The organism is Pseudomonas sp. Soil_N_39 (assembly GCF_057655955.1).
Map to the genome: position 1 here is coordinate 248,059 of NZ_JBDGLI010000006.1, position 22,812 is coordinate 270,870.

The following is a 22,812-nucleotide window of genomic DNA, read 5'->3' on the forward strand; positions in this document are numbered from 1 at the left end:
CTCGCCACAAAAGCACGCTCGCCACGCTATCTCGCATAAAACCTTTCGCATCCTGCCGTGGTCACTGAAGAAGGACTTCCAGGGCGCACGCGGCAGGCATGGCGACATCCAACAATTTCGCAAACCAGTGGTTCGGCGCCCGCGGCTGGAAGCCGTTCGCCTTTCAGAAGCAGGTATGGGCCGCGGTCAAGCGCGGGGAATCCGGGCTGTTGCACGCCAGCACCGGCGCCGGCAAGACCTATGCGGTGTGGTTTGCCGCCCTCAACCGTTTCGCCCGCCCGGTACCGCCGCCGGACAAACCACGCAAACGCAAGCCGCCGGCCGAACCGCTGACCGTCCTGTGGATCACGCCGATGCGCGCATTGGCGGCCGATACCGGCAAAGCCCTCGAAGCGCCCCTGGCCGACCTGCAAGTGCCCTGGAGTGTCGGCCTGCGCACTGGCGACACCAGCGCCAGCGAGCGCGCCCGCCAGGGCCGTCGCCTGCCCACCGCGCTGATCACCACGCCCGAAAGCCTGACCTTGATGCTCGCCCGGGCCGATGCGCAAGCCGCGGCCTCGACCCTGCGCATGGTCGTGGTGGATGAATGGCACGAATTACTCGGCAACAAACGTGGCGTGCAGTTGCAACTGGCCTTGGCACGCTTGCGGCGCTGGCATCCCGAACTCATCGTCTGGGGCGTGTCCGCGACCCTGGGTAACCAGGCCCACGCCGAGCAGGTGTTGATCCCGCAAGGCAACGGGATCAGTGTGCAAGGGGCCAACGGCAAGGCGCTGCAGGTTGACACACTGCTGCCTCCGGCCCTCGAACGTTTCCCGTGGGCCGGGCACATCGGCCTGAAGATGCTGCCTCAAGTCGTCGCCGAAATCGACGCCAGCCGCAGTTGCCTGGTCTTCACCAACACCCGGGCACAATCGGAAATCTGGTATCAGGCGCTGCTTGAGGCAAGACCCGATTGGGCCGGGCTGATCGCCCTGCACCATAGCTCACTGTCGCGCGACACCCGGGATTGGGTGGAGCAGGCATTGAAGGACGGCCAGCTCAAAGCGGTGGTCTGCACCTCCAGTCTGGACCTGGGGGTGGATTTCCTGCCAGTGGAACGGGTGCTGCAGATCGGCTCGGCCAAGGGGGTGGCGCGGCTGATGCAACGGGCCGGACGCTCCGGTCACGCGCCAGGACGGACCTCCCGGGTGACGCTGGTACCGACCCACAGTCTGGAATTGATCGAGGCCGCCGCCGCGCAGGACGCCGTGGCCCAACGACGCATCGAACCCCGCGAATCCCCCCGCAAGCCACTGGATGTCCTGGTGCAGCACCTGGTGAGCATGGCCCTGGGCGGCGGCTTCGTTCCCGAAGAACTGTTCGAGGAGGTACGTGGCGCCTGGGCCTACCGCGACCTCAACCCGGCTGAATGGGCCTGGGCCCTGGCCTTTGTACGCCACGGCGGCCTGTCATTGACCGCCTACCCCGATTACCGACGGGTCGAACCGGACGAACACGGGGTCTGGCGTGTGCCTGACGCCCGCCTGGCCCGGCGTCACCGCATGAGCATCGGCACCATCGTCAGCGATGCCAGCCTGCAATTGAAGTTCTGGAGCAAGGGCGGCGGCGGCAAGACCCTGGGCAGCGTAGAGGAAGGCTTCATCGCTCGCCTGCGGCCCGGCGACGGTTTCCTGTTCGCCGGGCGACTGCTGGAATTGGTCCGGGTCGAAGACATGACCGCCTACGTGCGCCGCAGTCAGGCCAAGAAGGCCGCCGTGCCGCGCTGGAACGGTGGGCGCATGCCGCTTTCCAGCGAACTGGCGGCCGCCGTCGTGGCCCGCTTGAGCGAAGCCGCCACGGGCCGCTTCGAGGGCCCGGAGATGCAAGCCGTGCAGCCCCTGCTGTTGACCCAACAACGCTGGTCCGGCTTGCCCACGCAACACACGTTGCTGGCCGAAGCCCTCAAGTCCCGGGAAGGCTGGCATCTGTTCCTGTACCCATTTGCCGGGCGCCAGGTGCATCTGGGCCTGGCCAGCCTGCTGGCCTGGCGCGTCAGTCGGCAACAACCGCTGACGTTTTCCATTGCCGTCAATGACTACGGCCTGGAACTGCTCAGCGCCACGGCAGTGGATTGGTCGCACTACCTGACCCCGAGCCTGCTGAGCATCGATCACCTGCTGGCCGATGTGCTCGCGAGCCTGAACGCCGGGGAGCTGGCCCTCAGGCGCTTTCGCGAAATCGCCCGGATCGCCGGGCTGGTCTTCGCCGGCTACCCCGGTGCGCCGAAAAGCACCCGGCAAGTCCAGGCCTCCAGTGGGTTGTTCTTCCAGGTGTTCAAACAATACGACGCCGACAATCTGTTGCTGGCCCAGGCCGGGGAGGAAGTCTTGCGTGAAGAATTGGATATCCGTCGACTGGAGCAGACCTTGCAACGCCTCAATACCTTGAAGCTGGACCTGCACGTGATCAAGCGCCCCACCCCGCTTGGGTTCCCGCTGCTGGTGGAGCGGTTCCGGGAAAGCATGAGCTCGGAAAAACTCGCCGACCGTATCCGGCGGATGGTCAGCGAGCTGGAAAAGACTGCCGATCGCGGTGACGCCTGATGCCAGCGCCGTATCCCGTCAGCCTGGCCGGCGAAGCGCTGTGGTTGCTCCCGGAAAAAGCCTTGTATTGGCCCGATCAGCAAGCGTTGATGGTGGCCGATGTTCATTTCGGCAAGGCCGCCGCCTATCGTAGCCTCGGGCAACCGGTGCCCCACGGCACCACCGCCAGCAACATCGCGGTGTTGGATGGGTTACTGGCGCGCCTGGCGTGTCGACAGTTGATCTTTCTCGGAGATTTTCTCCACGGCCCCGGTTCTCACGCGCCCGGCACCTTGAAGGCACTTTCCGATTGGCGTGAACGACATCCGCACGTGGCCATGACGCTGATTCGTGGCAACCACGACAAACGCGCCGGCGACCCACCGTCAGCGCTGAACATCCGCGTCGTACCGGAGCCGTTGCTGCTGGGCCCTTTCGCCGTGCAGCACGAGCCCACCCCACACCCCAGCCGCCATGTGCTGGCCGGTCACGTGCACCCGGTCTACCACCTGAGCGGCAAGGGCCGGCAGCGCCTGCGCCTGGCCTGCTTTCGGCTGGGCAGTGAAATCAGCCTGCTGCCGGCCTTCGGCGCCTTCACAGGTGGCTATCGAGTCGAGCAAGACCGCGGTTGCAGGATTTTTGTCATCGGCGATAACGAAATATGGCCCGTCAACTGAAGCACTCTGTGCTATCGCTGGCGGGCCATCGTCTCATCAGGCAACAGGCGCAGGAGGCGGCTCGTCCGGCAGGGTCGGCTCGCCGGGTTCGGTAGGCTGTTCGTTGGGCGTATCGGGATCGGGCTGGCCGGGGATGCCGCCCGCCGCTTCGGCAGGATGGGCCAGCAGTGACCAGGCCATGACGCCGATCTGATTGGGCTCGAGCTTTGCCAGTTCGGCACTGATTCGCGGATCGATCTTCATAGAGCAACTCCTGGGCGAAGCCCGTTGCGCTGACGCAAAAACGGGCAGTACACGCAATAGAGTGTCTGCCCGCCCAGGAATTCCAACTGTTCGTCAGAATCAGGTACGCGGTAGGGTCACACCGCGCTGGCCCTGGTACTTGCCGCCACGGTCCTTGTAGGACACTTCGCATTCTTCATCGGATTCAAGGAACAGCATCTGCGCCACCCCCTCGTTGGCGTAGATTTTCGCCGGCAGGGTCGTGGTGTTGGAGAATTCCAGGGTCACGTGGCCTTCCCACTCGGGTTCCAGCGGCGTGACGTTGACGATGATGCCGCAACGGGCATAGGTGCTCTTGCCCAGGCAGATGGTCAGCACGTTGCGCGGAATGCGGAAGTATTCGACGGTGCGGGCCAGGGCGAAGGAGTTCGGCGGGATGATGCACACGTCGCTCTTGACGTCGACGAAGCTCTTCTCGTCGAAGTTCTTCGGGTCGACGGTGGCCGAATTGATGTTGGTGAACACCTTGAATTCGTCGGCGCAGCGCACGTCGTAGCCGTAGCTGGAGACACCGAAGGAGATCAGCCGGTCGGCGCCTTCGCCACGCATCTGGCGCTCGACGAAGGGCTCGATCATGCCGTGCTCTTGCGCCATGCGGCGAATCCACTTGTCCGATTTGATGCTCATGGCGGTTTCCTGAAATAGCGAGGTGGAAAAAATACGTCCGGCATCTTACCGGGGCACGGGGCCGGGTTCAAAGCGCGGCACGCAAATCTCGCCGATCCACCTTGATTTCCGGGTCCTGCCGGCCATCACCCGCGCCGTCAGTCACCAAATAAGAGAAACCTTCGCAAAGACCATTGGCACATTCTGGAAAAAGGGTTAAGGTGGCGCCACTGTGTTGCTTGTGTCACTGAGAATCTCTACACGATATGTTGAATTTCGATCCAACCATCTACAAGAATTTTTCCTGCTCTTTGCACTCAGTCTCGGCCAGGGTTCTTCCTGAGTCGCAGTTATCTTTGTTCAAGGAGTTACACCATGTCTAATCGCCAAACCGGTACCGTTAAGTGGTTCAACGATGAAAAAGGCTTCGGCTTCATCACCCCACAATCCGGTGACGACCTGTTCGTTCACTTCAAAGCTATCCAATCCGACGGCTTCAAAAGCCTGAAAGAAGGCCAACAGGTTTCTTTCATCGCTACCCGCGGTCAGAAAGGCATGCAAGCTGAAGAAGTTCAAGTTATCTAACTTGTACTTGCTTTAGTAAAAGGCCCCGCCCTCAAAAGCGGGGCTTTTTTGTGCCTGTCGTTTTTTACCGGCGCACAAAAAACTGTGGGAGCGAGCTTGCTCGCGATAGCGGCGTGTCAGTCAACATTCATATTGCTGACATACCGCTATCGCGAGCAAGCTCGCTCCCACAGGGCTTGTTACTAGCCTGGGACTACCAGGTGACGCCAAATCCAGCCGTGTAGCGTGTCTTGCTCAGATCGCTGTCCTCAGTACCCTTGATGACATCCTTCTCCGCCTTGAGGTTGAGCGACGCCCAATCAGTGACCTTGTAGCGCAGCCCCACTTCAGCGTCATAGGCGTACTCCGCCACGCCGGACAGTGGCTTGCCCACTTCACCGTTGGTGAAGAACTCGACGCGCTTGCCGATCAGGTAGCGGTTGTAGTCCCACTTCATCGCGACGGAATAGAAGTTGTCCTTGCCGCCGTCGCGGTATTCATAGTCGGTGCGGTTCAGCAGCGAACCCAGAGAGAACGCCCCCAGTTCATCATCCCAGAACTGGTAGCCCGGGCCGGTACCCACCACGCGCTGGCGCGCCAGGTCTTCGACTTTGTCACGCTTGTAGTTCAGGCGACCTTGCCAGAACCATTTGTCCGTCAGGAACCGGTCGAGGGAATACTCCAGACGCCAGTTATCGGTGGAAACCACGTCATCCTGGAATTCACGGTTGTATTCACCTTCGGCGGTGTGCCGCCATCTGCCGTGGCGGGCCGAGGTCTTGAAATCGATGTCGTAATCATCGGTATCGTTTTCCGCACGCTGGTAATCCAGCGCGGCGTCGATATTGCCTTTCCACACCAGGTCTTCGACCACCGGCTTGGGCTTGAGGATCTGCTGGATACTGGCCAGCTCGACGGTCTTGGGCGCATCACCGTTGGCCAGGGTGACCTTGCCATCCTCGGCCGCCTGCAGCGCCTTGGCCTTCTCGCCGGTGTAGGCATCCTGCTTGACCAGGAGTTGCTGATCGCTCTCCAGGGTCTTGACCTGTTTCCAGTCGATGGGAATCGCACCGGCGTAATCGGTCTGGATCAGCAACTTACCGCCATCGAAAACGGTAATCTTGCCACTGAGTTTGTCCCCATTCTTCAACCAGACAGTGTCGGCGAGCAAGGGCATGGAGGCGCTGGTAACAGCCAGGCATAGCAGGGTTCTAGACAACATAAGCGATAAAGGGCTCAAGTTTGCGGTGAAAAGGCGGCATTATCCCCCAGGATGACACCTCAGCAAGGACTGACCCGTGTAGGGCTGATGAGTTCATTTCTCAACCAGCCCTGTAGGAATTAATCTACAGACGGACACCCATTCAGGAACACTTTACGTGACTGACACACCTGCGGACACCGAGAACGCCGCCCAAATCCGCCGCACGACCCTTTACTTGACCCTGGCCCAGGTGCCGGCGGGCAAGGTCGTCACCTATGGCCAACTCGCCGAAATGGCCGGCCTGGGCCGCGCGGCGCGCTGGGTGGGAAGAACCCTCAGCCAGTTGCCAAACGACACCAAGCTGCCCTGGCATCGGGTATTGGCTGCCGGTGGTCGGATCAGTCTGCCGGCGGGCAGCGCCTCGGGGGATGAACAGCGCGCACGCCTGCGCATGGAAGGGGTCAGTGTCCTGAACAATCGTGTTGATATTCAGCGCCATGGCTGGCGCCCGGTAGAGCACAGCGGTTAGAGTGCGCGCTTTGTTTTCGCAATTTTTGAGGCAGACTCCAGCCCATGCCCCGTAAAACCTGGCGCGCCGCCCTCGCCGCCTATGCCAGTCCCTCGACGCTCGTGCTGTTGCTGCTTGGCTTCGCTGCCGGCTTGCCATACATGCTGGTGTTTTCCACGCTTTCAGTCTGGTTGCGCGAAGCCGGCGTGGCCCGCGAAACCATCGGCTACGCGAGCCTGATCGGCCTGGCATATGCCTTTAAATGGGTCTGGTCGCCACTGCTCGACCAATGGCGCCTGCCACTGCTGGGCAAACTGGGGCGTCGCCGTTCATGGCTGGTGCTGTCCCAGGCGCTGGTGATCCTCGGCCTGATCGGCATGGGCTTCTGCGATCCACAAAAACACCTGTCATGGTTGATCGCCATCGCCGTGATCGTGGCCTTTGCCTCCGCGACGCAGGACATCGCCGTCGACGCCTATCGCCTGGAGATCGCCGACGACACCCGCCAGGCCGCCCTCGCCGCCAGCTATATGTCCGGTTACCGCATCGCCGCGCTGCTGGCCACCGCCGGCGCCCTGTTCTTCGCCGAAGGCTTTGGTTCCACCGGTTTCAACTACAAACACTCGGCCTGGGCTGGTACTTACCTGCTGTTCGGCGTGTTGATGGTCCCGGCGCTCCTCACCTCACTGTTCATGCGCGAGCCGCCGGTGCCGCTGCGCACCCAATTGCAGGCCGGCCGCTACACGTTCGTTCATCAGTTGGCGTCGGTATTCGTGCTGATCGTGCTGCTGGTCTCCGTCCCGGCGATGTTCACCCAGTTGTTCAACACCGACTTTGCCAGCGTGCTGTTCGAGGGCGTCAGCCTGCTCGACCTGCTGCTCGAAGACCGCGCCTTCCTGCGGGCCATCCTCTATACCATCCTGACGGCCCTGTGCCTGTCGGCCATGGGCCGTCGCGGACTGGCGCCAGTGCTGACGCCGATCAACGATTTCATTCTGCGTTACCGCTGGCAGGCCCTGCTGCTGCTCGGACTGATCGCAACCTATCGGATGTCCGACACAGTCATGGGCGTCATGGCCAACGTGTTCTACATCGACCAAGGGTTCACCAAGGACCAGATCGCCAGCGTCAGCAAGATTTTCGGCCTGATCATGACCCTCGTCGGGGCCGGCATGGGCGGCCTGCTGATCGTCCGTTTCGGCATCCTGCCCATCCTGTTCATCGGCGGTGTCGCCTCGGCCGCCACCAACATCCTCTTTCTGATGTTGACCGACATGGGCGCCAACCTGCAGATGCTGATTGTCACCATCTCCCTGGACAACTTCAGCTCCGGCCTGGCCACTTCGGCGTTCGTCGCCTACCTGTCGAGCCTGACCAACCTGAAATTCTCCGCCACCCAATACGCCCTGCTCAGCTCGATCATGCTGTTGCTGCCGCGCTTGATCGGGGGTTATTCAGGGGTGATGGTGGAAAAATTCGGCTACCACAACTTCTTCCTGATCACCGCCCTGCTGGGCGTGCCGACCCTGCTGCTGATCGCCTTGCACTGGTTCCAGGAGAACCGTCGCCAGGATTCGACACCCAGCGAGGAACCGGCGCCCACCCGGCCTGCGGAAGAGTCGTAGGAAACTTCAGCAAACGCCAGGGAAACCGGCGTTCGCACCTGGCGACCGGCCACGCGCCTGTACGCCAGGGCATCTCGCCCGTACAATGCTCCGTCACTTCTCGTCATCAGCAACCGACAACGGCCAACCATGCGCACCAGTCAATTTTTGCTCGCCACACAGAAAGAAACGCCTTCCGACGCCGTCGTGATCAGCCATCAGTTGATGCTGCGTGCCGGCATGATCCGCAAACTCGCCTCGGGCCTGTACACCTGGCTGCCGATGGGCCTGCGGGTCATGCGCAAGGTGGAAGCCATCGTTCGCGAAGAGATGAACGCCGCCGGCTCCCTGGAAGTGTTGATGCCGAGCACCCAACCTGCCGAGCTGTGGCAGGAGTCGGGGCGCTGGGAAGAATACGGCCCTGAGCTGCTGCGCATCAAAGACCGTCACGGTCGCGACTTCTGTGCAGGCCCGACCCACGAAGAAGTGATCACCGACCTGATGCGCAATGAGTTGAGCAGCTACAAGCAACTGCCCATCAACCTGTATCAGATCCAGACCAAGTTCCGTGATGAAATCCGTCCACGCTTCGGCCTGATGCGCGGTCGCGAATTCATCATGAAGGACGCCTACTCGTTCCATGCCGACCTGGCTTCGCTGCAAGTCACCTACGACCGCATGCACCAGGCGTATTGCAACGTGTTCACCCGCCTGGGCCTGAAATTCCGCCCGGTTGAAGCCGACAACGGCTCCATCGGCGGTGCCGGCTCCCATGAGTTCCACGTGCTGGCCGAGTCCGGCGAAGACGACATCGTCTTCAGCAATGGCTCCGACTACGCGGCCAACATCGAGAAAGCCGAAGCCGTGCCACGGGAAACCTCCCGCGCCGCGCCGACTGAAGAGCTGCGCCTGGTGGACACCCCGAACGCCAAGACCATTGCCCAGTTGGTGGAAGGCTACAACCTGCCGATCGAACGCACCATCAAGACCCTGATCGTGCGGGCGGAAGAAGCCGGCAAGCTGATTGCCCTGATCGTCCGTGGCGACCACGAACTGAATGAAATCAAGGCCGCCAACCAGCCAGGCGTCGCCAGCCCGCTGGTCATGGCCACCGAAGCCGATCTGCGCGACGCCATTGGCGCCGGTGCCGGTTCCCTCGGCCCGTTGAACCTGCCACTGCCGATCATCATCGACCGCTCTGTCGAGCTGATGAGCGATTTCGCCATCGGCGCCAACATCGACGACAAGCACTACTTCGGCGTGAACTGGGAGCGCGACCTGCCGGTTCCAACCGTGGCGGACCTGCGCAACGTCGTGGCCGGCGACCCGAGCCCGGACGGCAAGGGCACCCTGGAAATCAAGCGGGGCATCGAAGTCGGGCACATCTTCCAGCTGGGCAACAAGTACAGCAAGGCGATGAAGTGCGAAGTGCTGGGCGAGAACGGCAAGCCGGTCACCCTGGAAATGGGTTGCTACGGCATCGGCGTTTCCCGCGTGGTGGCAGCCGCCATCGAGCAGAACAACGACGAGAAAGGCATCATCTGGAGCGACACACTCGCGCCGTTCCAGGTAGCCCTGGTGCCGCTGCGCTATGAAACCGACCTGGTGCGCGAAGCCACCGACAAGCTCTACGCCGAACTGACGGCCGCCGGCTTCGAAGTGTTGCTGGACGACCGCGACAAGAAAACCAGCCCCGGCATCAAGTTCGCGGACATGGAACTGATCGGCATCCCCCATCGGATCGTCGTCAGTGACCGTGGCCTGGCCGAAGGCAACCTGGAATACAAGAGCCGCACCGAGGCCGAGCCGCAAGCGCTGCCGGTTGCCGACGTGCTGTCGTTCCTCCAGGCCCGTATCCGCCGCTGACACCAGATAGAGACGTCATGTTCAAGCGAAACACCTTAGGCCTCGGTGGCGCCGCCCTGTGCGGCGCCCTGCTGGTCAGCGGCTGTGCCAACCAAATGTCACAACGCAGCGAGCACGAAGAGCGGGTCGAGCGCAAACTGCTCGACCACAGCCTGCAGATCGACGTGGGCGAACCCAAGGTGCTCGACCTGCCGCAGCGTCGGGTGCGCATCCATGAGCAGAAGACCTTCGAAGTCACTGAGTTCGAGGTCACCCGCCGTTACGATCGATACACGCCTTACCAACCCTGGCGGGAGATCTACGAGATTCCCCTGGGCGCGGTGGCCGTGGTGGCCGGTATCGGCGCGAACGTGGTCAATGTGTTCGCCCTCGGCAGCCTGCCGGACACGGCGACCCGCGACTGGATCAGCTACGGTTTCGCCGGGCTCAACCCGTTCATGAACGTCCCCTCCCATGGCCGTGCCCAGCAGAACCTGGCGGGCATCGACGAAATCCAGCGCGACAAGCGCACGGAACACTCGAGCCTGCCGTGGAGCGAACGCCCGGTGGAAGTCAAGGCCGCCCGGCAGACCTTCGAGCTGAGCACCGACCGTAACGGCGTGCTGCGCTTGAACCTGCTGGAAAGCCCGTTCGCCGAGCAGGACCTGAGCCAGTTCGGCAAGTTGCAGATCAGCGTGACGGATGCCCAGGACGAAGTGCACAGCGATTCATCCCTGAGCGTCAGCAGCACCTTGCGCAGCAAACTGGTGGAAGCGCACGCGCTGATCTACGACGACCTGGAAGATGACGAGGTGAGCCAGTGGGTTCATCGGGTCAAGCGCCTGTCGGAGCTGGGACTTGAAGAAGAAGCCAGTGAACTGGAACAGAGCCTGATCGAACTGACGCGCAACGATCCGGAGCTGCAGGCCGAATTCATGAAAGCCCTGACCAAGGATGGCGGGCGCTTGGTGGCGGATCCGGGCGCGAATTGAAATACCCCCGGTGACAAAGGGTTTGTGTAGATCAAGACCAGCGGGAGCAAGGCTTGCCCGCGATGGCGACCTCAAGGATGCCATCGCGAGCAAGCTTTGCTCCCACAAGCGTCCCTCGCGACAAAGTGGACGTCAGGCAAGACATTCAGCCAAGTGGCAGCCTCACCGCTCAAACAACTCCAACTGCTCGAACCCTCCCCGCAAATCCTCCAGCCGCACCCCGATCCCCAATAACCGCACCGGCTTGCCGCCCCGGTTGAACGCCTGGGTCAACAGCAACTGATAACTGCCCAGGTCCCGCCCTGCCCCGGCCTGTTCCAGCGTGGTCTGGGTGAAGTCGTGGAACTTCACTTTGACGAACGGCTTGCCCGGTCGATAACTGCTGTCGATCCGCGCCATGCGCCCTTTGAGGGTTTCCATCAACTCCGGCAGTTTGTCGAGGCAACTCACCAGGTCGGGCAAGTCGACATCGTAGGTATTTTCCACACTGATGGACTGCCGTCGGCTGTCGTTGTGCACCAAACGCTCATCGATCCCACGGGCCAGGCTCCAGAGCCGCTCGCCAAAACTGCCGAACTCTCGCACCAGCGCCAACTTGTCCCATTCACGCAACTGCAGGCAATCGACGATACCGAGCCGGTTCAGCTTCTCAGCGGTGACCTTGCCAACACCGTGAAGCTTGCTGACCGGCAGGGCCGAGACAAAGTCCTCGACCTGGTCCGGGGTGATGACAAACAACCCGTTGGGCTTTTTCCAGTCACTGGCAATCTTGGCCAGGAACTTGTTCGGCGCGACGCCGGCGGACACGGTGATGTGCAACTGATTGGAAACACGTCGGCGAATGTCCTGGGCGATGCGGGTGGCGCTGCCGCCGAAATGGGCGCTGGCGGAAACGTCCAGGTAGGCCTCGTCCAGGGACAGCGGCTCGATCAGGTCGGTGTAATCGCTGAAAATCGTATGAATTTCCTTCGACGCTTCCCGATAGGCCTCCATTCGCGGCTTGACGATGGTGAGGTCCGGACAGAGCTTCAAGGCGTGGCCGGAAGACATGGCCGAGCGCACGCCGTAGGCTCGCGCTTCATAGTTACAGGTGGCAATCACACCCCGCCGATCCGCCGAGCCACCCACCGCCATAGGCTTGCCAGCCAGCCGCGGATCATCGCGCATCTCGATAGCGGCATAAAAACAGTCACAGTCGACATGGATGATTTTACGTTGCGTCATAGAAGAACAGGATGTGGGACGAATCGGGCCACCAGTATCGCATCGGCACCTGTATATAGCACCAGTAGTTTGAAAGATCCTTCGTCGCGCCCCGAAAACGCCTACATAAATTTACTTCTTCAATCGCAACGCACTCTCCAATAGAGCTACAGCCCTTGCCAGGCCTGCGTCACAGCGCTGTCACAATGCCTTTTCCAAGTCTAAGCGCTTGAAGCGGAACAGGTTTTTATGACACCAGGGTTGACAGCGGCTCGATCCTCTGTAGAATGCCGCCACACAGACGCGGGATGGAGCAGTCTGGTAGCTCGTCGGGCTCATAACCCGAAGGTCGTCGGTTCAAATCCGGCTCCCGCAACCAAACATCAAGAAAGGCTACTCGAAAGAGTGGCCTTTTTTGTGCGCGCTCGTTTCTGACCACACGATCAGAGACACGCAACCTGCGATACTCCGCGCACTGCAAGTTGTAGGACAATTTCCCTTTAATTCCACGCATTTAGGAAGGCAAGCAACGGATCGGCCGTTTATTTGACCCCTGCGTCTTTTAACGGTTGACACTCGGGCGTTCGCCTGTAGAATGCCGCCACACAGACGCGGGATGGAGCAGTCTGGTAGCTCGTCGGGCTCATAACCCGAAGGTCGTCGGTTCAAATCCGGCTCCCGCAACCAAATATCAAGAAAGGCTGCTCGAAAGAGTGGCCTTTTTTGTGCCTGACGAAAAAAGGCCTCATTACAAATTTTTTGTAATTATTTTTTACCGCGGGGATTGGTAACTTAGCTGGATACCCCCATCCTGTCGCGCATAGCTCAAGAGGTGATTGATGCGCGCCCACTCGTCTGACCCGCAAGACTCCGTTACCGCGACACAACCGATCAAAGCCGAACGACTGCGCTGGCTGGATCGGATCAGCCAGTACCGCCAGCCCATCGGCCTCGCGGTAACGCTGCTGCTGTTTGCGATTGCATTGATTGCCTGCCGCCATCTGCTGAGCGAGCTCGATCTATACGCCCTGCACGACTCGATTCTGGAAGTGCCCCGGCCAGCCCTGCTCGGTGCGATCGCCGCCACGGTCGTCGGCTTCATCATTCTTTTGGGCTACGAATGGTCCGCCAGCCGTTACGCCGGTGTGACACTGCCGCCACAAACCATGGTCCTGGGCGGGTTCACCGCATTCGCCATCGGCAATGCCATTGGCCTGTCGCTGCTATCGGGCGGTTCGGTTCGCTACCGTCTGTATGCACGCCATGGCCTGGGGGCATCGGATGTCGCCCACATGACGCTGTTCGCCAGCCTGTCCCTGGGCTGCGCGTTGCCGCCGTTGGCGGCCCTGGCGACACTCAGCAACCTGCCCGCCGCGTCTGCCGCGCTGCACTTGCCTGCCGCTTTGCTCGGGGCGATTTCCGTGGCGGTGCTGCTGCTCACCAGCGTATTGGCCATCGGCATTTACCGCCGCCGCCTGCCGGAGCAGCCGTATCGGGACAGCCTTCTGGTAAAGGCCGGGCGTCGCACACTGCGCCTGCCGGGTCGCCGCCTGACCTTCTTGCAGTTGGTGATCACCGCGCTGGATGTGGCCGCGGCCGCCACTGTGTTGTATCTGTTGCTGCCTGAGGCACCGCCGTTCGGCGCCTTCCTGCTGGTGTACCTGCTGGCGCTGGCCGCCGGCGTGCTCAGCCATGTACCGGGCGGGGTCGGGGTATTCGAAGCGATCCTGCTGGCCGCGTTTGCCGACAAACTCGGCGCCGCACCGCTGGCCGCCGCGCTGTTGCTGTATCGCTTGATCTACGTGCTGCTGCCAATGCTGGTGGCCTGCGTGTTGCTGCTGATCAACGAGGCGCAACGGCTGTTCCAGACACGCCAGAGCCTGCGGGCGGCATCGGGTTTCGCCGCGCCGATCCTGGCGGTGCTGGTGTTCCTCTCCGGTGTGGTGCTGCTGTTTTCCGGCGTGACCCCGGAAATCGACACCCGCCTGGAGCACATCGGCTTCCTGATTCCTCATCGGCTGGTGGACGCGTCGCACCTCGGCGCCAGCCTGGTGGGCGTGTTGTGCCTGTTGCTCGCCCAAGGCCTGCGTCGTCGCCTGTCGGCCGCCTGGATGCTGACTACGGTGCTGCTCCTGGTGGGTGCCCTGCTCTCGCTGCTCAAGGGTTTTGACTGGGAAGAAGCCACGCTGCTGACCCTGACAGCGGCCCTGCTGGCGGTATTCCGGCGCTCCTTTTATCGTCCGAGCCGCCTGACCGAGCTGCCATTTTCCCCGCTGTTCCTGATCGCCAGCCTCTGCGTGCTCGGCGCGTCGACCTGGCTGCTGCTGTTTGCCTACCAGGACGTGCCCTACAGCCATCAACTCTGGTGGCAGTTCACCCTCGATGCGGACGCTCCTCGCGGCCTGCGCTCGCTGCTGGGCGCCGCAGTACTGCTGGTAGTGGTATCCCTGACCTGGCTGCTGCGCACCGCACGGCCGGTGATCCATTTACCGACGGCTGATGAGCTGGAGCGGGCTAAGACGATTCTCATGACGTCTTCGCAACCCGACGGCGGCCTGGCCCTGACCGGTGACAAGGCACTGCTGTTTCACCCCAACGACGAGGCGTTCCTGATGTACGCCCGCCGTGGCCGCAGCCTGGTGGCGCTGTACGACCCGATCGGTCCAACCCAGCAACGGGCCGAAATGATCTGGCAGTTCCGCGACCTGTGTGACATCTACCATGCCCGTCCCGTGTTCTATCAGGTGCGCGCCGAAAACCTGCCGTACTACATGGACATCGGCCTGACGGCCATCAAGCTGGGCGAAGAAGCACGGGTCGACCTCAAGCGTTTCGATCTCGAAGCCAAGGGCAAAGAGATGAAGGACTTGCGCTACACCTGGAACCGCGGCACCCGTGACGGCCTGTCGCTGGAGATCCACGAGCCGGGCCAGGCGCCGATGGATGAGCTCAAGATCATTTCCGATGCCTGGCTGACCGGCAAGAACGTGCGGGAAAAAGGTTTTTCCCTGGGGCGTTTCAGCGATGACTACCTCAAGCATTTCCGCATCGCGGTGATTCGTTTCGAAGGCCGGCCGGTGGCGTTCGCCAACCTGTTGGAAACCCACAGCCACGAACTGGCCAGCCTCGACCTGATGCGTGCCCACCCCGAGGCCCCGAAACTGACCATGGAGTTCATGATGGTCGGCCTCATCCAGCATTATAAAAACCATGACTACGCCCGCTTCAGCCTCGGCATGGTCCCGCTGTCGGGCCTGCAACCGAGACGCGGCGCACCGCTGACCCAGCGCCTGGGCTCGATGGTGTTCCGCCGTGGCGAGCAGCTCTATAACTTCCAGGGGCTGCGCCGCTTCAAAGACAAATTCCAGCCTGACTGGGAACCTCGTTACATGGCCGTGCCCGCCGGACTCGATCCGCTGGTGGCGCTGGCCGATACCGCCGCCCTGATTGCAGGCGGCCTGACTGGACTGGTGAAACGCTGATGATGCAACGCTCCTGGCGATACGTAGTGGCCGCCCTGCTGGTGCTGGCGGTGATTCTCGGTGGCGGTTACTGGTACTGGAACCGCCCAGCCCCGCAACCGACCCTGGAACAACTGGCGCCAGCCGATGGCGCAGCCCTGACCCGCGTCACTCCCGGTACCAAGGCGCGAGCCCGGGTACTGGTGGCGGTCAATGAAGACCAGAAGCTCAGCGACACACAATTGACGACCCTCAGCCGCAGCGGCTCGGCGCAGATCGTCCAGGTGATCCTGCCCAAGGACTGCATGTTGCAAGGCCGTGCCCTGCAGGCTGGCCTGAGGGAGCTCCAGGGCCCTGCCACGCTGGTCAGCGGCATCGGCCCTGGCGCCGTGCTGGCCTGGCGTTGGCTGGCCGAGCAGAAGGACGACAAGGCCAAGGCCGTTTCGGTGGACCTGGCCCTGGAAAAACCCGGTTGCACCCACCTGCTGCCTAAAAAAGCAGCCCACGGCCATTGGCTGGTGGCCTGGAACGACAACCCCGACGACACCAGCGCCGGTTTCGTACGCGACCAATCGAATGCCGAGACCAGCATCAGCGACTACGACATCAACCTGCCGCAAGTGCTGAATAACGAACTGCGCAAAATCCTGGTGGGCACCGACAAGGCCAAGGGCGGCCTGAGCATCCCGGTGGTGGAAGTCCCAGCCAGCCAGACACGGGACACCGTCACTCTGTTTCTCTCCGGAGATGGCGGCTGGCGCGACCTGGACCGCGACGTGGCCGATGAAATGGCCAAGATCGGCTACCCGGTGGTCGGCATCGACACCCTGCGCTACTACTGGCAGCACAAGAGCCCTGAGCAGAGCGCGGCGGACCTGACCGAGCTGATGCAGCACTACCGGCAGATCTGGGGCACCAAGCGCTTCATCCTGACCGGCTACTCCTTCGGCGCCGACGTGTTGCCGGCCATTTACAATCGCCTGCCGGCCACCGAACAACAGCGGGTCGATGCGATCATCCTGCTAGCCTTCGCCCGCACCGGCAGCTTCGAGATCGAAGTCGAAGGCTGGCTCGGCAACGCCGGCACCGAAGCCGCCACCGGCCCGGAAATGGCCAAGCTGCCAGCCGAAAAAGTGGTGTGCATCTACGGCGGTGAAGAAGCCGACGAAAGCGGTTGCACCGACAAGACAGCAGTAGGCGAAGCCATCAAGCTGCCTGGCGGCCACCACTTCGACGAGAACTACCCGGCCCTGGCCAAGCGCCTGATCGATGAGATCAACAAGCGCCAGAGCAAACCAGCCGAACAGTAAACCGCTACACGCCTGACAAAAGCCCCGGCAGCCTTAGGGTTGCCGGGGCTTTTTTGTGCCCGCTCAACTGCCCCCTGTGGGAGCGAGCTTGCTCGCGATGACGGTGGCATATTCAACATCTGTGCAAACTGACACTCCGCTATCGCGAGCAAGCTCGCTCCCACAAGGGCTTCACTCTGGCGTCAGCATGAGTGTCGCCCACAAAAAAGCCCCCGCCACCACAAGACAACGAGGGCTTCTTGTTTTCCTGAGGCTACATCTCGACCTGCGTCCCCAGTTCAATCACCCGGTTCAACGGTAGATTGAAAAAGCGCAGGTTGCCGTTGGCGTTTTTCAACATGAAGGCGAACAACTGCTCGCGCCAGCGGGCCATGCCTTCGAGCTTGGAGGCAATGACAGTCTCGCGACTGAGGAAGTAGGTGGTGCGCATCGGGCTGAAATCCAGGTCATCCAGATGGCAGAGCTTGAGTGCCTGCGGGACATCCGGCTCGTCGGTGAAGCCGAAGTGCAGGATCACCCGGAAGAACCCTTCGCCATAGGCATCGACCTCGAAGCGCCGCTGCGGCGGTACCCGGGGAATGTCTTCGTACACCACTGTCAGCAGCACCACTTGCTCATGCAGCACCTGGTTGTGCAATAGATTATGCAACAGCGCGTGAGGCACCGCGTCCGAACGCGCCGTCAGGAACACGGCGGTGCCTTGGACACGGTGGGGCGGTTGCACGCGGATGCTGCTGATGAAAATCGGCAACGGCAATGCCCCTTCGTCCAGGCGATCCACCAACAGTTGCTTGCCGCGCTTCCAGGTGGTCATCAGCACGAACAAGGCGATACCGGCGATGACCGGGAACGCACCGCCCTGGATGATCTTCGGCACGTTGGCGGCGAAGTACAGTCCGTCCACCAACAGGAAACCGAACAACAGCGGCACCGCCAGCAGCGGCGGCCATTTCCACAACAGCAGTATCACCGCGGACACCAGGATCGTGGTCATCAGCATGGTACCGGTCACGGCCACGCCGTAGGCCGAAGCCAGCGCGCCGGAAGATTCGAAACCCAGCACCAGCAGCACCACGCCGACCATCAGCGACCAATTCACCGCGCCGATGTAGATCTGCCCCTGCTCGGCGCTGGAGGTGTGCTGGATGTACATGCGCGGGATGTAACCGAGCTGGATCGCCTGGCGTGTCAGGGAGAACGCGCCGGAAATCACCGCTTGGGAAGCGATCACCGTGGCCAGGGTCGACAAGCCTACCAACGGCAGCAGCGCCCAGCTCGGCGCCAGCAGATAAAACGGGTTACGCGCCGCTTCCGGGTCGCCCAGCAACAACGCGCCCTGGCCGAAATAGTTGAGCATCAGACCTGGCAGCACCAGGATGAACCAGGCGCGGGCAATCGGTTTGCGACCGAAATGGCCCATGTCCGCGTACAGCGCTTCAGCGCCGGTCAACGCCAGCACCACCGCGCCGAGGATTGCCACGCCCATGCCCGGATGGACAACAAAGAATCGCACGGCCCAGGCCGGGTTCACCGACTGCAATACCTCCGGGTGTTGCAGGATGCCGTACACACCCAGGGCGCCGAGCACCAGGAACCAGGTCACCATGATCGGGCCAAACAGGATGCCAATCCGTGCAGTGCCGTGGCGCTGGATCAGGAATAGCCCCACCAGCACCACCAGCGACAAGGGCACCACCCAGTGGTCGATACCTTCGAACGCCAAGCCAAGACCTTCAACTGCCGAGAGCACGGAAATCGCCGGCGTGATCATGCTGTCCCCGTAGAACAGCGCTGCGCCGATCAAGCCGCAGATCACCAGGAATGTCCGCAGTCGCGCCCTTCCCGCCGCGGCTCGCCGCGCCAGGGCGGTGAGCGCCATGATCCCGCCCTCGCCCTGGTTGTCGGCGCGCAGGACGAACATCATGTACTTGAGCGACACGACCCAGATCAGCGACCAGAAAATCAGCGACAGAATCCCCAGCACCCCATCGTGATTGACAGGCACGCCATAGGCACCGGAAAACACTTCCTTGAGGGTGTACAACGGGCTCGTGCCGATGTCGCCATAAACCACCCCGACCGCCGCGACCAGCATGCTCAGCGGCTTCGCTGCCGAATGCTCGGCGCCTGCCACCTGACTACTTGCATGACCCATCCAACACTCCCGATTTCCAGACCTGTCTTCTTCAACGAAACACGATGCTTTGTTGAGGCAGCATGCGCTGTTTTACGTATTGTTACAGACGTTTTGTTGACTGTAGCAATCGCCAGAGCGCAAAGGCGCGAAGCATAGCGCAGCACTCGTCGCATTTCCCGGTATAAAGCTGGTCAAGTGCGTCGACCCTGGATAGAATTGCGCACTTTTTGATCAGAGGCGCGCCAGGCGCCCTGTCTCGGCAAGAGACGATCCCCCCTACACCGAGGTTAGACATGTCCACCACTACCGCGCCCGCCAATCCGAAGGTTGGCTTCGTATCCCTGGGTTGCCCGAAGGCTCTGGTCGACTCCGAGCGCATCCTGACCCAGCTGCGCATGGAGGGTTATGACGTCGTGTCCACGTACCAGGACGCCGACGTGGTCGTGGTCAACACCTGCGGCTTCATCGATTCGGCCAAGGCCGAGTCCCTGGAAGTGATCGGCGAGGCCATCAAGGAAAACGGCAAGGTCATCGTCACCGGCTGCATGGGCGTGGAAGAAGGCAACATCCGCAATGTGCACCCAAGCGTATTGTCCGTGACCGGGCCGCAGCAGTACGAGCAGGTGGTCAATGCCGTGCATGAGGTGGTGCCACCGCGCCAGGACCACAACCCGCTGATCGACCTGGTGCCGCCACAAGGCATCAAGCTGACCCCGCGCCACTACGCCTACCTGAAGATTTCCGAAGGCTGCAACCACAGCTGCAGCTTCTGCATCATCCCGTCGATGCGCGGCAAGCTGGTGAGCCGTCCGGTGGGTGATGTGCTCGACGAGGCCCAGCGCCTGGTCAAGGCCGGCGTCAAGGAGCTGCTGGTGATCTCCCAGGACACCAGCGCCTACGGCGTCGACGTGAAATACCGCACCGGCTTCTGGAACGGCGCGCCGGTGAAAACCCGCATGACCGAACTGTGCGAAGCCCTCAGCACCCTCGGCGTCTGGGTCCGCCTGCATTACGTTTACCCATACCCGCATGTCGACGAACTGATCCCGTTGATGGCGGCCGGCAAGATCCTGCCGTACCTGGACATCCCGTTCCAGCACGCCAGCCCGAAAGTCCTCAAGGCCATGAAGCGCCCGGCCTTCGAAGACAAGACCCTGGCCCGCATCAAGAACTGGCGCGAAATCTGCCCGGACCTGATCATCCGCTCGACCTTCATCGTCGGCTTCCCTGGCGAAACCGAAGAAGACTTCCAGTACCTCTTGGACTGGCTGACCGAAGCCCAGCTCGACCGCGTTGGCTGCTTCCAGTATTCCCCTGTGGAAGGCGCACCGGCCAACGACCTGGACCTGGACGTGGTGCCGGACGACGTCAAGCAGGACCGTTGGGAGCGCTTCATGGCGCACCAGCAGGCCATCAGCTCGGCGCGCCTGCAAATGCGCATCGGCCGTGAAATCGAAGTGCTGGTGGATGAAGTGGACGAACAAGGCGCCGTGGGCCGTTGCTTCTTCGACGCGCCGGAAATCGACGGCAACGTCTTCATCGACAACGGCAGCAACCTCAAGCCAGGCGACAAAGTCTGGTGCAAGGTGACCGACGCCGATGAATACGATTTGTGGGCTGAGCAGATCGGTTGATCTGCCACCCTATACAGGCCCCTGCAATACCTGTGGGAGCCGAGCTTGCTCGCGATGGGGTCGTGTCAGTCAATATTCATGCTGACTGATGCACCGCCATCGCGAGCAAGCTCAGCTCCCACAGGTTGTTCCACAGGCCAAAAAATTGAAAAGCCCCGCTCTTGCGACAAGATGCGGGGCTTTTTTACGGCTATCGTATGGAGAAACCCAAGACATCCAGCACAAGGAACAGGCGGACATGCGCCAGCATTCGGTCATCCATACACCGAAACCGAGCGATTATCAGGAACTGACCCAGGTTTGGGAGGCGTCGGTGCGGGCCACCCATGAGTTTCTGCCAGACAGTTACATCGAACTGCTGAAAAACCTGGTGCTCACCCGTTACCTGGATGCGGTGATGCTCATTTGCACACGGGACGCGCGCCAGCGGATCACCGGTTTCGCCGGTGTCGCGGCCGGCAAGGTCGAGATGCTCTTCATCGACCCACAACACCGTGGCCAGGGCCTGGGCAAGCTGTTGCTGCGCTACGCCATGGAACACCTGAACGCCGATCAACTGGACGTCAACGAACAGAACCCGCAAGCCTTGGGCTTTTACCTCAAGCAAGGCTTCGAAGTGGTCGGGCGCTCGGCAAAAGATGGCATGAACCAGCCCTACCCCCTTCTGCACATGCGCTACAAACAGCCTGACCTGAAGGCTGGGCGCGGCTAAAAGTGGCATGAGGCAAATGGACCCGCGATTAACCGGCCCCAGGCAGGTACAATGCCCACCCTCTTTTTGTTACGGCCCCCGTCATGACTGACCCGATTCGTCTCTCCAAACGCCTCATCGAACTCGTCGGCTGTTCCCGTCGGGAGGCTGAGCTGTTCATCGAGGGCGGCTGGGTCACCGTGGATGGCGAAGTGATCGATGAGCCGCAGTTCAAGGTGACGACCCAGAAAGTCGAACTCGACCCCGAGGCCAAGGCCACCGCGCCGGAGCCGGTGACGCTCCTGCTGAACGTCCCGGCGGGCACGGATGTGGACACCGCGATGGCCTCTCTCGGACCGCAGACCCTGAGCGAAGAACATCGCTTCGGCAAGCGGCCGCTCAAGGGCCACTTCCTGCGCCTGACCGCCAGTGCCGACCTGCAAGCCAACGCCAGCGGGTTGCTGGTGTTCACCCAGGATTGGAAGATCTTGCGCAAGCTCACCGCCGACGCCGCCAAGATCGAACAGGAGTACGTGGTGGAAGTCGAAGGCGAAATGGTCGCCCATGGCCTCAATCGCCTGAACCACGGCTTGACCTACAAGGGCAAGGAGCTGCCGGCGGTCAAGGCCAGTTGGCAGAACGAGAACCGCCTGCGCTTTGCCATGAAAAACCCGCAGCCCGGCGTAATCGCGTTGTTTTGCCAAGCGGTCGGGCTCAAGGTCGTCGCCATTCGCCGCATTCGCATCGGCGGCGTGTCCATCGGCAAGGTGCCGCTGGGCCAGTGGCGCTACCTGTCTGCCAAAGAGAAATTCTAATTTTCCCGGCGCCGCACCGAACGCAGGCGCCCACTGCCGATTGATCAGGACTGCACACATGATTCACAACGACGTACTGCGCAGCGTGCGCTACATGCTCGACATCAGCGACAAGAAAGTCATCGAGATCATCAAGCTGGGCGGCCTGGACGTCTCCCTGGCGGACCTGGCGGGCTACCTCAAGAAAGACGAGGAAGAAGGTTTCGTGTTCTGCCCTGACGAGGTCATGGCGCATTTTCTCGATGGGCTGGTGATCTTCAAGCGTGGCAAGGACGAAAGCCGTCCGCCGCAGCCGATCGAAGTGCCGGTGACCAACAACATCATCCTCAAGAAACTGCGAGTGGCCTTCGAGCTGAAGGAAGACGACATGCACGCCATCCTCAAGGCCGCCGAGTTCCCGGTGTCCAAGCCGGAACTGAGCGCGCTGTTCCGCAAATTCGGCCACACCAACTACCGCCCGTGCGGCGACCAATTGCTGCGCAACTTCCTCAAGGGCCTGACGCTGCGCGTTCGCGGCTGACCTTGAAGGGCCGCTGACTCTTGAATATCTGCTGACTTTTGCAGAGCTGTTGTGGCGAGGGGATTTATCCCCGCTGGGCTGCGAAGCGGCCCCCAAACCTGACAACTCGGTGTACCACTGGCAGATTGAGTTCACTGCTTTTAGGACTGCTGCGCAGCCCAACGGGGATAAATCCCCTCGCCACAAAAACGTTCT

The 22,812-nt window shown here is 61.7% G+C and carries 18 protein-coding genes and 2 tRNA genes; 15 read left to right on the forward strand and 5 right to left on the reverse strand.

Going from position 1 to position 22,812, the window contains the following annotated elements:
* Positions 1-98: 98 nt before the first annotated feature.
* Together AC3A5O_RS11920 and pdeM are read left to right on the forward strand one after the other, a co-directional pair.
* Positions 99-2,585 (forward strand): ligase-associated DNA damage response DEXH box helicase, encoded by a 2,487-nt coding sequence (locus tag AC3A5O_RS11920; RefSeq protein WP_122565395.1) that lies wholly within the window; start codon positions 99-101, stop codon positions 2,583-2,585.
* Positions 2,585-3,241, forward strand: coding sequence for a ligase-associated DNA damage response endonuclease PdeM (gene pdeM, locus AC3A5O_RS11925; RefSeq protein WP_305482842.1), 657 nt, complete (start codon positions 2,585-2,587; stop codon positions 3,239-3,241). The genes AC3A5O_RS11920 and pdeM overlap by 1 nt, the downstream gene beginning before the upstream one ends.
* 36 nt (positions 3,242-3,277) lie before the next feature.
* Here the strand turns inward: pdeM and AC3A5O_RS11930 are convergent, their stop codons facing one another.
* Positions 3,278-3,484, reverse strand: a complete 207-nt coding sequence (locus AC3A5O_RS11930; protein ID WP_122565397.1) for a hypothetical protein — start codon at positions 3,482-3,484, stop codon at positions 3,278-3,280.
* Between the two features lie 99 nt (positions 3,485-3,583).
* Positions 3,584-4,150, reverse strand: a complete 567-nt coding sequence (gene dcd / locus AC3A5O_RS11935) for a dCTP deaminase (RefSeq protein WP_003184751.1) — start codon at positions 4,148-4,150, stop codon at positions 3,584-3,586.
* A 354-nt stretch (positions 4,151-4,504) separates the two neighbouring features.
* Here dcd and AC3A5O_RS11940 point away from each other — a divergent pair, with 354 nt between their 5' ends.
* Positions 4,505-4,714, forward strand: coding sequence for a cold-shock protein (locus tag AC3A5O_RS11940; protein WP_002554837.1), 210 nt, complete (start codon positions 4,505-4,507; stop codon positions 4,712-4,714).
* A gap of 193 nt (positions 4,715-4,907) precedes the next feature.
* On the opposite strand, the gene AC3A5O_RS11945 is transcribed toward AC3A5O_RS11940, so the two are convergent.
* On the reverse strand, positions 4,908-5,915 hold the full coding sequence (locus tag AC3A5O_RS11945; protein WP_487753212.1) for a DUF481 domain-containing protein: 1,008 nt from the start codon (positions 5,913-5,915) through the stop codon (positions 4,908-4,910).
* A gap of 157 nt (positions 5,916-6,072) precedes the next feature.
* Between AC3A5O_RS11945 and AC3A5O_RS11950 the strand changes: the two genes are divergently transcribed.
* The 4 genes from AC3A5O_RS11950 to AC3A5O_RS11965 all read left to right on the forward strand — a co-directional run bounded on the left by AC3A5O_RS11950 (position 6,073) and on the right by AC3A5O_RS11965 (position 10,846).
* Complete coding sequence (locus AC3A5O_RS11950; RefSeq protein ID WP_122565400.1) at positions 6,073-6,426, forward strand: MGMT family protein; 354 nt, start codon at positions 6,073-6,075, stop codon at positions 6,424-6,426.
* A 44-nt stretch (positions 6,427-6,470) separates the two neighbouring features.
* Complete coding sequence (locus AC3A5O_RS11955; RefSeq protein ID WP_122565401.1) at positions 6,471-8,030, forward strand: AmpG family muropeptide MFS transporter; 1,560 nt, start codon at positions 6,471-6,473, stop codon at positions 8,028-8,030.
* A 129-nt stretch (positions 8,031-8,159) separates the two neighbouring features.
* Entirely contained in the window at positions 8,160-9,875 is a 1,716-nt protein-coding gene (locus tag AC3A5O_RS11960; protein WP_122565402.1) for a proline--tRNA ligase, read from the forward strand.
* Positions 9,876-9,892: 17 nt separating this feature from the next.
* Positions 9,893-10,846, forward strand: coding sequence for a hypothetical protein (locus AC3A5O_RS11965; protein ID WP_305469977.1), 954 nt, complete (start codon positions 9,893-9,895; stop codon positions 10,844-10,846).
* A 162-nt stretch (positions 10,847-11,008) separates the two neighbouring features.
* Here the strand turns inward: AC3A5O_RS11965 and dinB are convergent, their stop codons facing one another.
* Entirely contained in the window at positions 11,009-12,070 is a 1,062-nt protein-coding gene (gene dinB / locus AC3A5O_RS11970; RefSeq protein ID WP_060738936.1) for a DNA polymerase IV, read from the reverse strand.
* A 281-nt stretch (positions 12,071-12,351) separates the two neighbouring features.
* Here dinB and AC3A5O_RS11975 point away from each other — a divergent pair.
* The 4 genes from AC3A5O_RS11975 to AC3A5O_RS11990 all read left to right on the forward strand — a co-directional run bounded on the left by AC3A5O_RS11975 (position 12,352) and on the right by AC3A5O_RS11990 (position 16,820).
* Positions 12,352-12,428, forward strand: a tRNA-Met gene (locus AC3A5O_RS11975).
* Between the two features lie 231 nt (positions 12,429-12,659).
* Positions 12,660-12,736 (forward strand) — tRNA-Met (locus AC3A5O_RS11980).
* Positions 12,737-12,888: 152 nt separating this feature from the next.
* Complete coding sequence (mprF, locus tag AC3A5O_RS11985; protein ID WP_122565404.1) at positions 12,889-15,531, forward strand: bifunctional lysylphosphatidylglycerol flippase/synthetase MprF; 2,643 nt, start codon at positions 12,889-12,891, stop codon at positions 15,529-15,531.
* Complete coding sequence (locus tag AC3A5O_RS11990; protein WP_122565405.1) at positions 15,531-16,820, forward strand: virulence factor family protein; 1,290 nt, start codon at positions 15,531-15,533, stop codon at positions 16,818-16,820. The genes mprF and AC3A5O_RS11990 overlap by 1 nt, the downstream gene beginning before the upstream one ends.
* Positions 16,821-17,073: 253 nt before the next feature.
* Here the strand turns inward: AC3A5O_RS11990 and AC3A5O_RS11995 are convergent, their stop codons facing one another.
* Positions 17,074-18,915 carry a potassium transporter Kup gene (locus AC3A5O_RS11995; RefSeq protein WP_436278759.1) on the reverse strand — a complete coding sequence of 614 codons (1,842 nt, stop codon included), beginning with the start codon at positions 18,913-18,915 and terminating at the stop codon, positions 17,074-17,076.
* A 335-nt stretch (positions 18,916-19,250) separates the two neighbouring features.
* Here AC3A5O_RS11995 and rimO point away from each other — a divergent pair, with 335 nt between their 5' ends.
* The 4 genes from rimO (at position 19,251) to AC3A5O_RS12015 (ending at position 22,617) form a co-directional block, all read left to right on the forward strand.
* Positions 19,251-20,591, forward strand: a complete 1,341-nt coding sequence (rimO, locus tag AC3A5O_RS12000; protein ID WP_014336847.1) for a 30S ribosomal protein S12 methylthiotransferase RimO — start codon at positions 19,251-19,253, stop codon at positions 20,589-20,591.
* Positions 20,592-20,829: 238 nt separating this feature from the next.
* Positions 20,830-21,303, forward strand: coding sequence for a GNAT family N-acetyltransferase (locus tag AC3A5O_RS12005; RefSeq protein ID WP_122565408.1), 474 nt, complete (start codon positions 20,830-20,832; stop codon positions 21,301-21,303).
* A gap of 83 nt (positions 21,304-21,386) precedes the next feature.
* Positions 21,387-22,097 (forward strand): rRNA pseudouridine synthase, encoded by a 711-nt coding sequence (locus AC3A5O_RS12010; RefSeq protein ID WP_003198375.1) that lies wholly within the window; start codon positions 21,387-21,389, stop codon positions 22,095-22,097.
* 58 nt (positions 22,098-22,155) lie between these two features.
* Complete coding sequence (locus tag AC3A5O_RS12015; protein WP_053182473.1) at positions 22,156-22,617, forward strand: YehS family protein; 462 nt, start codon at positions 22,156-22,158, stop codon at positions 22,615-22,617.
* The last annotated feature ends 195 nt before the right edge of the window (positions 22,618-22,812 follow it).

What these genes read in the sequence shown, in the direction of transcription:
- mprF (WP_122565404.1), top strand. Translation starts at nt 12,889, where the DNA reads ATGCGCGCCCACTCGTCTGACCCGCAAGACTCCGTTACCGCGACACAA.
- AC3A5O_RS12010 (WP_003198375.1), top strand. Translation starts at nt 21,387, where the DNA reads ATGACTGACCCGATTCGTCTCTCCAAACGCCTCATCGAACTCGTCGGC.
- dcd (WP_003184751.1), bottom strand. Translation starts at nt 4,150, where the DNA reads ATGAGCATCAAATCGGACAAGTGGATTCGCCGCATGGCGCAAGAGCAC.
- AC3A5O_RS11955 (WP_122565401.1), top strand. Translation starts at nt 6,471, where the DNA reads ATGCCCCGTAAAACCTGGCGCGCCGCCCTCGCCGCCTATGCCAGTCCC.
- AC3A5O_RS11960 (WP_122565402.1), top strand. Translation starts at nt 8,160, where the DNA reads ATGCGCACCAGTCAATTTTTGCTCGCCACACAGAAAGAAACGCCTTCC.
- AC3A5O_RS11965 (WP_305469977.1), top strand. Translation starts at nt 9,893, where the DNA reads ATGTTCAAGCGAAACACCTTAGGCCTCGGTGGCGCCGCCCTGTGCGGC.
- AC3A5O_RS11945 (WP_487753212.1), bottom strand. Translation starts at nt 5,915, where the DNA reads ATGTTGTCTAGAACCCTGCTATGCCTGGCTGTTACCAGCGCCTCCATG.
- pdeM (WP_305482842.1), top strand. Translation starts at nt 2,585, where the DNA reads ATGCCAGCGCCGTATCCCGTCAGCCTGGCCGGCGAAGCGCTGTGGTTG.
- AC3A5O_RS11990 (WP_122565405.1), top strand. Translation starts at nt 15,531, where the DNA reads ATGATGCAACGCTCCTGGCGATACGTAGTGGCCGCCCTGCTGGTGCTG.
- rimO (WP_014336847.1), top strand. Translation starts at nt 19,251, where the DNA reads ATGTCCACCACTACCGCGCCCGCCAATCCGAAGGTTGGCTTCGTATCC.
- dinB (WP_060738936.1), bottom strand. Translation starts at nt 12,070, where the DNA reads ATGACGCAACGTAAAATCATCCATGTCGACTGTGACTGTTTTTATGCC.
- AC3A5O_RS11920 (WP_122565395.1), top strand. Translation starts at nt 99, where the DNA reads ATGGCGACATCCAACAATTTCGCAAACCAGTGGTTCGGCGCCCGCGGC.
- AC3A5O_RS11940 (WP_002554837.1), top strand. Translation starts at nt 4,505, where the DNA reads ATGTCTAATCGCCAAACCGGTACCGTTAAGTGGTTCAACGATGAAAAA.
- AC3A5O_RS12015 (WP_053182473.1), top strand. Translation starts at nt 22,156, where the DNA reads ATGATTCACAACGACGTACTGCGCAGCGTGCGCTACATGCTCGACATC.
- AC3A5O_RS12005 (WP_122565408.1), top strand. Translation starts at nt 20,830, where the DNA reads ATGCGCCAGCATTCGGTCATCCATACACCGAAACCGAGCGATTATCAG.
- AC3A5O_RS11930 (WP_122565397.1), bottom strand. Translation starts at nt 3,484, where the DNA reads ATGAAGATCGATCCGCGAATCAGTGCCGAACTGGCAAAGCTCGAGCCC.
- AC3A5O_RS11995 (WP_436278759.1), bottom strand. Translation starts at nt 18,915, where the DNA reads ATGCTGGTCGCGGCGGTCGGGGTGGTTTATGGCGACATCGGCACGAGC.